Origin of the sequence: Saccharopolyspora soli, from assembly GCF_022678645.1 — a bacterium.
Lineage (GTDB): Bacteria > Actinomycetota > Actinomycetes > Mycobacteriales > Pseudonocardiaceae > Saccharopolyspora > Saccharopolyspora soli.
Window position 1 is genome coordinate 1 of the sequence record NZ_JALBWV010000134.1, and the last position, 8,089, is coordinate 8,089.

At 69.9% G+C, this 8,089-nt stretch carries 9 protein-coding genes; 3 read left to right on the top strand and 6 right to left on the bottom strand.

The annotated features are described in order from the left end of the window. Positions 1-98: 98 nt before the first annotated feature. The 5 genes from MOQ72_RS43450 to MOQ72_RS43470 form a co-directional block, all read right to left on the bottom strand. Positions 99-572, bottom strand: a complete 474-nt coding sequence (locus tag MOQ72_RS43450) for a cupin domain-containing protein (protein WP_242191914.1) — start codon at positions 570-572, stop codon at positions 99-101. Then, positions 572-1,609: an Rrf2 family transcriptional regulator gene (locus MOQ72_RS43455; RefSeq protein ID WP_242191915.1), complete on the bottom strand. Its 1,038-nt coding sequence runs from the start codon at positions 1,607-1,609 to the stop codon at positions 572-574. Before MOQ72_RS43455 ends, MOQ72_RS43450 begins: the two co-directional genes overlap by 1 nt. A 243-nt stretch (positions 1,610-1,852) precedes the next feature. Next, positions 1,853-2,947 carry an LLM class flavin-dependent oxidoreductase gene (locus tag MOQ72_RS43460; protein WP_242191916.1) on the bottom strand — a complete coding sequence of 365 codons (1,095 nt, stop codon included), beginning with the start codon at positions 2,945-2,947 and terminating at the stop codon, positions 1,853-1,855. Further along, on the bottom strand, positions 2,944-3,681 hold the full coding sequence (locus MOQ72_RS43465) for an ABC transporter ATP-binding protein (protein WP_242191917.1): 738 nt from the start codon (positions 3,679-3,681) through the stop codon (positions 2,944-2,946). The genes MOQ72_RS43460 and MOQ72_RS43465 overlap by 4 nt, the downstream gene beginning before the upstream one ends. Continuing rightward, positions 3,654-4,514, bottom strand: a complete 861-nt coding sequence (locus MOQ72_RS43470) for an ABC transporter permease (protein WP_242191918.1) — start codon at positions 4,512-4,514, stop codon at positions 3,654-3,656. Before MOQ72_RS43470 ends, MOQ72_RS43465 begins: the two co-directional genes overlap by 28 nt. A gap of 269 nt (positions 4,515-4,783) precedes the next feature. Here MOQ72_RS43470 and MOQ72_RS43475 point away from each other — a divergent pair, with 269 nt between their 5' ends. Beyond that, entirely contained in the window at positions 4,784-5,437 is a 654-nt protein-coding gene (locus MOQ72_RS43475) for a 4'-phosphopantetheinyl transferase family protein (RefSeq protein ID WP_308198075.1), read from the top strand. Between the two features lie 81 nt (positions 5,438-5,518). On the opposite strand, the gene wrbA is transcribed toward MOQ72_RS43475, so the two are convergent. Then, positions 5,519-6,136, bottom strand: a complete 618-nt coding sequence (gene wrbA, locus MOQ72_RS43480) for an NAD(P)H:quinone oxidoreductase (RefSeq protein WP_242191919.1) — start codon at positions 6,134-6,136, stop codon at positions 5,519-5,521. Positions 6,137-6,300: 164 nt separating this feature from the next. Between wrbA and MOQ72_RS43485 the strand changes: the two genes are divergently transcribed. Beyond that, positions 6,301-6,774: a MarR family winged helix-turn-helix transcriptional regulator gene (locus tag MOQ72_RS43485; protein WP_242191920.1), complete on the top strand. Its 474-nt coding sequence runs from the start codon at positions 6,301-6,303 to the stop codon at positions 6,772-6,774. A gap of 359 nt (positions 6,775-7,133) precedes the next feature. Beyond that, the gene (locus MOQ72_RS43490) at positions 7,134-7,937 is read left to right on the top strand and encodes an NAD-dependent epimerase/dehydratase family protein (RefSeq protein WP_242191921.1); all 804 of its coding nucleotides are present in this window, start codon (positions 7,134-7,136) and stop codon (positions 7,935-7,937) included. Positions 7,938-8,089 lie beyond the last annotated feature (152 nt).

The window sequence follows — 8,089 nt, forward strand, 5'->3', positions numbered from 1 at the left end:
CCGCCCCCCCCCCCCCCGCGGGCCGCCCCCCGGGGGGGGGGGGGGGGGGGGCGGGGGGGGGGGGCCCCCCCGGCGCCCCCCCCCCCCCCCACCGCCGGTCAGGGCTCCAGGTGGTAGAGCTCCGGGAGGTTGACGACGATGGCTTCCTGGGTGCTGCGGGCGATCACCACCACCGCCGGGTCGTTCGGGTCGGGGTTCTCCTCGCGGTGCGGGACGAACGGCGGCACGAAGATGTAGTCGCCGGGCTCGGTCTTGATCCGCACCTCCTCGGAGCCGTCGTGGAAGACGAACTCCGGGTGACCGCTGACCACGTAGATCGCCGTCTCCGACTCGCCGTGGTGGTGGTTGTCCGACGCCGTGGACGGGCCCACGTGCGTCTCCCCCATCCAGATCCGCTCCGAGCCGACCAGGTCACCGCTGATCGCGGCGAGCCGCCGCATGCCCTGGGTCTGCGCGGTCCGGTCGTCGAGGTCGGCGGCCCGGACGTGGTGCACCCGGGTGCGCAGCGCACGGCGCTGCTCGGCTGGCACCGCGGTCGAGAAATCCGGGTGGAACGCGTCGTGCTCGGTCATCAGGATCCTCCCTCGCTCACCAGCGGCGCACCGTCGAGGTACTCGGTGACCCGCCGGTCGAGTTCGCGCCAGACCTCGGCGCCGGGTGAACCGCTGTGTACCGAGGTAACCCCACCTTCAACCGCGCGCACAACCTCGCCGACCGTGATTTTCTCGGCCGGTCGGGCCAGCCAGTAGCCGCCCTCGCAGCCGCGCTGGCTGCTGACCAGCCCCGCCCGCCGCAGTTCGATCATCAGGTTGACCAGTGAGTTCAGCGGGATGCCCTGGCGGCGGGAGATGACCTCGCAGGTGACCGGTTCAGGGCCGCTACCGGCCAGCTCCCGCAGCGCTCGCACCGAGTAGTCGGCGCGAGCCGACACGTGCACCGGCGCGGACCGGCGGGCACGTGGCGCGGCCGAGGTCTCGGGCAGCAGCACCGCGCCCTTGGCGATCTCCTCGCAGAACAGCACGATGCGCGCGGCCACGCTGCGGTGGAACCGGTCGTTGAGGATGTCGTGCACGCCGTCCTTGAACACCGCGAGCGAACTCTGCGGGTGCTGGGCGGCCAGCGAGGTCACCGGGGCGACCGGCGCGAGCGTGTCCGCGTCGCCGTGCAACAGCAGCGTCGGCACGTCCGGCAGTCGCCTCGGCGGCTCCGGCGCGTCTCCGGTCAGCTGGCCCCACTCGAACTCCGGATCGTTGTCCAGCAGTTCCCGGTGCACCGGGCACGACGTGCGCACGCCGATCTCCTCGGCCCGGTCGGCGGGGCGCTGCCCCCGTGCCAGCGGGGTGCCCGCCAGGATCAAGCCGTCCACTTCGATCTCCAGCGCGAGCTCCCAGGCTCGCAGCGCCCCGACATCGGTGCCCGCCAGGAACCGCGCCACTCCCGGCTGGAAGCACGTCGCCGGGTCGTCGGACGCCTCCGGCACGACCACGGCGTAGCCGTCGGCGGCCAGCCGTCGGCCGAAGCGCTGGTAGACGGACGGGTTCTCGCCTCTGCCCGGCAGCACCACGACGGTGCCGCGGCAGGCCCCTTCCGGAGCCCAGGTCCGGGTCATATCAACTCCGATCATCGCCGGAACGGGGAATCACGCTGTTTTTGATCTCGTTTTCGAAGCGGCGAAGCCGCTTGGCCCAACTACGCAACCGGCACCGCCGCGGGTTCTCAGAGGTCTTCTCGCGAGGACAGCCCCGACGTCGTGTATCGGACGGACATACATGATGTCGGGGATCCCAGAGCGAGAAGACCTCTGAGGTTCCGCTATCCGCACCGCCACGCCAGACGAGTTCGAAGACAGTTTTCAGTCGCGGCGGGCGATTTCTTGGCGTACCAACGGGATTAGCTCTCGCCCGTAGTCGACGGCGTCGTCGAACGGGTCGTAGCCGCGGATGAGCAGCGTCGTGACGCCGATGTCGACGTAGTCCAGTAGGGCCGCTGCCACCGTCTCCGGCGTGCCGACCAGCGCGGTCGAGTTACCGGCCGCGTTCGTGGCCGCCGCCGTGGGCGTCCACAGTGCACGGTCGTGCAGTTCCCCCGCCGCTGCGGCGGCGAGCAGGCGTTGCGACCCGACGTTTCTGACCTGCTGGCCCGGTTCCAGGGTCTTCGGCCCGGTGAAGGATGCCAGCCCACCACGTGCCGCGTTGATCTGGTCGAGGATGCGGTGCGCCCGCTCCCACGCCTGCTCCTCGGTGGCGCCCAGGATCGGCCGGAACGACACGCTGATCCGTGGTGGTTCGGTACGCCCGGCCGCCGCGGCGGCTTTCCGCACGGCCTCGATCTGCTCGGCGGTCTGCGCCAGCGGCTCGCCCCACATCGCGTAGACGTCCGCGTGCTTGCCGCCCACCCGCAGCGCCGTGTCCGAAGATCCGCCGAAGTACAGCGGAATTCGGGGCTGCTGCACCGGGCGGACCGGGGTGTTGAAGTCCTCGAACCGGTAGTGCTCGCCGTGGTGGCTCACCGGCCCCTCGGCGGTCCACACCCGGTGCAGGATGTCCAAGTACTCGTCGGTGCGCGCGTAGCGCTCGTCCTTGTCCAGGTAGTCGCCGTCGCGGCGCTGGTCCGCGTCGTTGCCGCCGGTGATGATGTGCACCGCGATCCGACCACCGGTCAGGTGGTCGGCGGTGGCGAAGGTGCGGGCAGCCAACGTCGGGGCCACGAAACCGGGCCGGTGCGCGATCAGGAAGCCCAACCGCTCGGTGTGCGCGGCCACGTGCGCGGCCAGCTGGGTGTTCTCCGGGCTGCTCGATCCGTAGCCGATCAGCACCCGGTCGAACCCGGCTGCCTCGTGGGCCTGGGCGAACCGGCGCAGGAAATCCGGGTCGATCGCGGGACCGTCGGCCGCGTGGATCTCCGAGACGTGCTGGGCCCCGATCATCCCGATGAACTCGACGGTCATGACGAAGCTCCTTCACCGGGCCCGACGCCCAGCCCGGCCAGCAGTTCGGCGCGCAGCTCCAGGAAGGCCGGATCGGCGACGTCGCGCGGCCGGGCCAGGTCGAGGACCTTGTCGTAGCCGATGCGACCGTCGCTCATCACCAGCACTCGGTCGGCCAGCAGCAGGGCCTCTTCGACGTCGTGCGTGACGAGGAGGATCGCGCACTTGTGCCGTTGCCACAGCTCACCGACGAGTTGCTGCGCCTTGATCCGGGTCAGCGCGTCCAGCGCCGAGAACGGCTCGTCGAGCAGCAGCAGATCCGGTTCGCGCACCAGCGCACGGGCCAGCGAAGCGCGCTGCGCCTCGCCGCCGGAGAGCACCTTCGGCCACACCGACACGCGGTGGCCGAGGCCGACCTCCTCCAGCGCAGCCACCGCGCGCTGCTTGTCCGGACGGCCCGGCAGACCGAGGACCACGTTGCGCCACACGCGTTTCCACGGCATCAGCCGCGGTGCCTGGAACGCCACCGCGCGCCGCACGGCCACCTCGACCTCGCCGGTCACTTCGCGGTCGAGGTCGGCCAGGATGCGCAGCAGCGTGCTCTTGCCGCAGCCGCTCGGACCGAGCAGCGCCACGAACTGGCCGGGCTCGATCTCCAGGTCGAGCCCGTCGAGCACGGTGCGGTCGCCGAAGCTGCGACTCAAGCCGCGCACCGTCGCGGGTTTCACTACGCTCCGCTGAACGCCGGTCGCCATGCCAGCACGGTCCTTTCCAGGAGTCGGACGATGAAGTCGGCGACGAGGCCGAGCAGTGCGTAGAGCACCAGGCAGACCACGATCACGTCGGTCTGGAAGAACTCGCGGGCCATGTTCATCTCGTAGCCGATGCCCGCGGTGGCGTTGATCGTCTCGCCGAAGACCAGTGCCAGCCAGGCCGAACCCAGCGAATACCGCAGTCCGACCAGGGCGTTGGGCATCGCGGCGGGCAGGATGATGTGCCGGACCTGGGCGAACCAGCCCAGGCCGAGCGTCTTGGCGGCTTCCACCAGCCCGGCGTCGACGTTGCGGATGCCGCCGTAGATGTTCATGTACAGCGGGAAAGTCACGGCCAGCGCGATGAGCACGATCTTGGGCTGCTCACCGATGCCGAACCAGATGATCAGCAGCGGGATCAGGCCGATCACCGGCACCGTGCGCAGCATCTGCATCGGCGCGTCGATGAGGTCCTCGCCGCGCCGGAACAGGCCGGACAGCGTGGCCAGTACGACTGCGGTGACGACGCCGATCGCCAGACCGGCGCCGACCCGTTGCATCGAGGCGGCGATCGCTTCCTGCAGCCGCCCTTCCTCCCACAGCTCCACCGCGGTCGCGGCGACCGTGGCGGGCGAGGCCAGGGTGTCGTCGCTGAGCACCCCGGTGCTGCTGAGCACCTGCCAGATCACCACCAGGCCGATCGGGCTGATCAGCTTGAAAAGCCAACGTGGCACGCGGTTGTCGCGCCGCGCCGTGCGGGTCTGCACGGTCGTGACGGCGATCGGATCTCGTTCGGTCGGCGCATCGGTGGGTGCGCGTTCGGTGGACACAGTCATCTGCACTCTCCGCAGGGCAGGGCGCAGCGCGGCCACGACGAACCGGCCGCGCTGGGAATCGCGGAATCAGGAGGTGATCGGCTGGACGCGCGCTACTACGACGACACGCGGCCGCGGGGAAGATCCGTTACCGGCAACAGAGCGCGGAGGACACGCGCACGAAGTCCACGTAACCTCGTGTGGTCAGCGCCGCTGTCCGGAACATGCCACCGACGGTAGCGGCGTGCTGGAAACGTGTAAACCCAACTCCACAGATTGGGATTTCGCTGGTGATCGAGGATCTGCTGCCCGCCGAGGTCAGTTCCGCCGAGGCGTTCACCGATCCGCCCGACGTGCCGCTGTTCCCCGAGGAGGAAGCGCTGATCGCACGCGCGGTGGAAAAGCGGCGCCGGGAGTTCACGACCGGCCGGTGGTGCGCGCGCCGGGCGCTGGAGCGGCTCGGCGTCCCGCCTGCGCCGCTGTTGCGGGGCGAGCGCGGCGCACCGCAGTGGCCGAGCGGGATCATCGGCAGCATCACGCATTGCACGGGCTACCGGGCGGCCGTTGTGGCGCAGGCCGACAAGGTGCACACCGTTGGCATCGATGCCGAACCGCACCGGCCACTACCCGACGGAGTGCTGAACGTCGTTTCCCTAGCCGAGGAACGCAGCCACCTCACCGAACTGTCCGCAGTGGACTCGGACACGCATTGGGACCGGATCCTGTTCAGCTGCAAGGAAACCGTTTACAAGGCGTGGTTCCCGATCACCCGAGACTGGCTGGGCTTCGAAGACGCCAGGCTCGAACTGGGCCGCGGAACGTTCACCGCGCACCTGCTCAAGGAAGGCGCCGAGCTGGCGGGCCGCCCGCTGACCGAGTTCACCGGGCGCTGGCTGGTCCGCGACGATCTAGTGGTGAGCGCAATCGCGCTGCCCTGCCCGTAACCGAATCGCCTGATGAGTGAAGGGCACCTCTTACCAAGCAAGTTGGTAAGAGGTGCCCTTCACCTACGACTCGATCGGTGATCAGGCGGCGCGGCCGTTCTGCAGGGCCTGGGTCACGGCGACCACGCGCTTGGCCTGCACGGCGGCCGCCGTGCGGGTCACGTCGTCGACCTTGTTCGCGCCCTGCGCGTCGACGTGGCTGGTGCCGTACGGGTTGCCGTCGGCGAACTTGGCACCGTCGGTGTAGCCCGGCGCGACCACGATGCCGCCGAAGTGGTGGAAGGTGTTGTACAGCGCCAGCAGCGTGGACTCCTGCCCGCCGTGCGCGGTGGAGCTGGAGGTGAAGCCGCTGTAGACCTTGTCGGCCAACTGGCCCTGCGCCCACTGCCCGCCGAGGGTGTCGATGAACTGCTTGAGCTGCGAGGCGATGTTGCCGAACCGGGTCGGCGAGCCGAAGATCACCGCGTCGGCCCACACCACGTCGTCCGGGGTGGCCTCGGGGACGGTCCGGGTGGCCTCGACGTTGGCGCGCCACGCCGGGTTGCTGTCGATGGCCGCGTCGGGCGCGAGTTCGGGGACGCGCCGCAGCCGCACCTCGGCACCAGCCGCTTCGGCCTCGGCGACCAGCGTGTTGGCGATCTCGGTGCCGACGCCGGTGGCCGAGTAGTAGATGACGCTGACCTTCACGGTGTTGCTCACGGTCGGAACTCCTGTTCGCGGGACGGGGCGGCTGTGTCGACAACAGTCGCTCATCTCTTCCAACGAAGACAGTACTCAGTCGAACTCTTCTCAGCAAGAGATTTCCTTGCGAGCTGTTTCAGGTAGACTGGTACGGCAGTACCCGCAGGAAAAGGAGTAGCCCGGTGAGCAACGAGACCGACCCGGACCCGTGCACCGACGACGACGAGATCATCACCTGGTGGGGCCTGGTGATCGAGGGCTACCACGTCACGCAGGAACGCATCGGCGCCGAGATCAGCGAGCAGTTCGACCTCGCCCCGGCGTCCTTCGACATCCTGATCCGCCTGGTCCGCTCCCCGGAGCACCGGATGCCGATGACCAAGCTCGCTCGGGAGGCCGCGCTCAGCAGCGGCGGCTTCACCAAGGTCGCCGACCGCCTCGCCAAAGCCGACCTCATCCGCCGCGAACCGTGCGACACCGATCGCCGCGTCACGTATGCGGTGCTCACCGACCACGGCCTGGACATCGCCAAGCGCGCCCGGAAGGCCGGTGCCGAAATCCTGCGCAGGCGCGTCCTGGCTCCGCTGGGCAAGGCCGACTCGGCTGCTCTCGCCCAGGCCATGCGGACCCTCCGAACAGCCAACAGCGAGGAATGAACCCAGCGCGGCTCCTCCCGCCCCAGATCGCGTCGGGGAATAAACAGAAGTACCGGCGCAGCGATGCGGGCAAATCGGTCATCACACCTGCGCAGACAGGCTACCGAACTCCACATTGGACAGATTATCGGGACGATTTCCCAACCATTTCCCAGAATTCACATTCTTGAACATCGCTCATGTGCTTGACGGGGATGATCGACTGCCCTAGTTTTGACGACGCAGACCGGGACGCGGCACGCATTCCGTGCCCACCAGCCGGGGGTTCGCTCATGTCTGGCGGCGGGAGCGGGCCCCCATCCCGGCCACCTCCCGTATAGAGTTCGGCGTGGACATCACTCGCCGACGGGAGGAAAGTCATGCCATCCCAGCGCATTCTGGTAACCGGTGCCGCCGGACGCATCGGCGTCATGCTGCGCACCAGGCTGCGCCAACCGGGTCGCATCCTGCGGTTGCTGGACATCCAGCCACCCGCCGCGGCCGAGCCCGGTGAAGCCGTCGAGACGCAGACCGCCGCCATCACCGACGAGGCCGCGATGGTCCGCGCCTGCCAGGACGTCGAGGCAATCATCCACCTGGCCGGGCACAGCCGGGAGGACACCTGGGAAGAGATCCTGTCGGCCAATGTGGACGGCACCCGCACGGTGCTGGAAGCGGCGCGGAAAACCGGTGTGGGACGGGTGATCCTGGCCTCCAGCAACCACGCCGTCGGCTTCCACCCGGTCGCCGACGCGGGTCCGGACGGCTTTCCCGGCGAGACGGTGCCCCGACCGGACACCTACTACGGCTTCAGCAAGGTGGCGACCGAGGCGCTGGGCAGCCTCTACCACTCGCGGTTCGGCATCGACGTCATCTGCCTCCGCATCGGCGCGTGCGCCGAGCGCCCCTCCGACGTGCGGGGGCTGTCGATCTGGCTGTCCCCGGACGACGCCGGGCGGCTGTTCGAGGCATGCCTGACCGCCCCGTCGCCCGGCTACCGCGTGGTGTGGGGCGTCTCCAACAACACCCGGCGGCTGGTGTCGCTGGCCGAGGCCGAGCAACTGGGCTACGACGCCCAGGACGACGCCGAGATCTTCGCCGCCGAGGTGGCACCGAACAAACCCGGCCCCGACCAGGACTACCTCGGCGCGACCTTCACCACCCTGCCACTCGGCCGCCCGTGAGCCGGTCCTTGGGGGGGGGGGGGGGGGGGGGGGGGGGGGGGGGGGGGGGGCCCCCGCCCCCCCCCCCCGGGGGGGGGGGGGGGGGGGCGGCGCGGGGGGGGGGGGGGCGGGGGGGCGCGCCCCGGGGGGGGGCGCGGGGGGGGGGGGGGGGG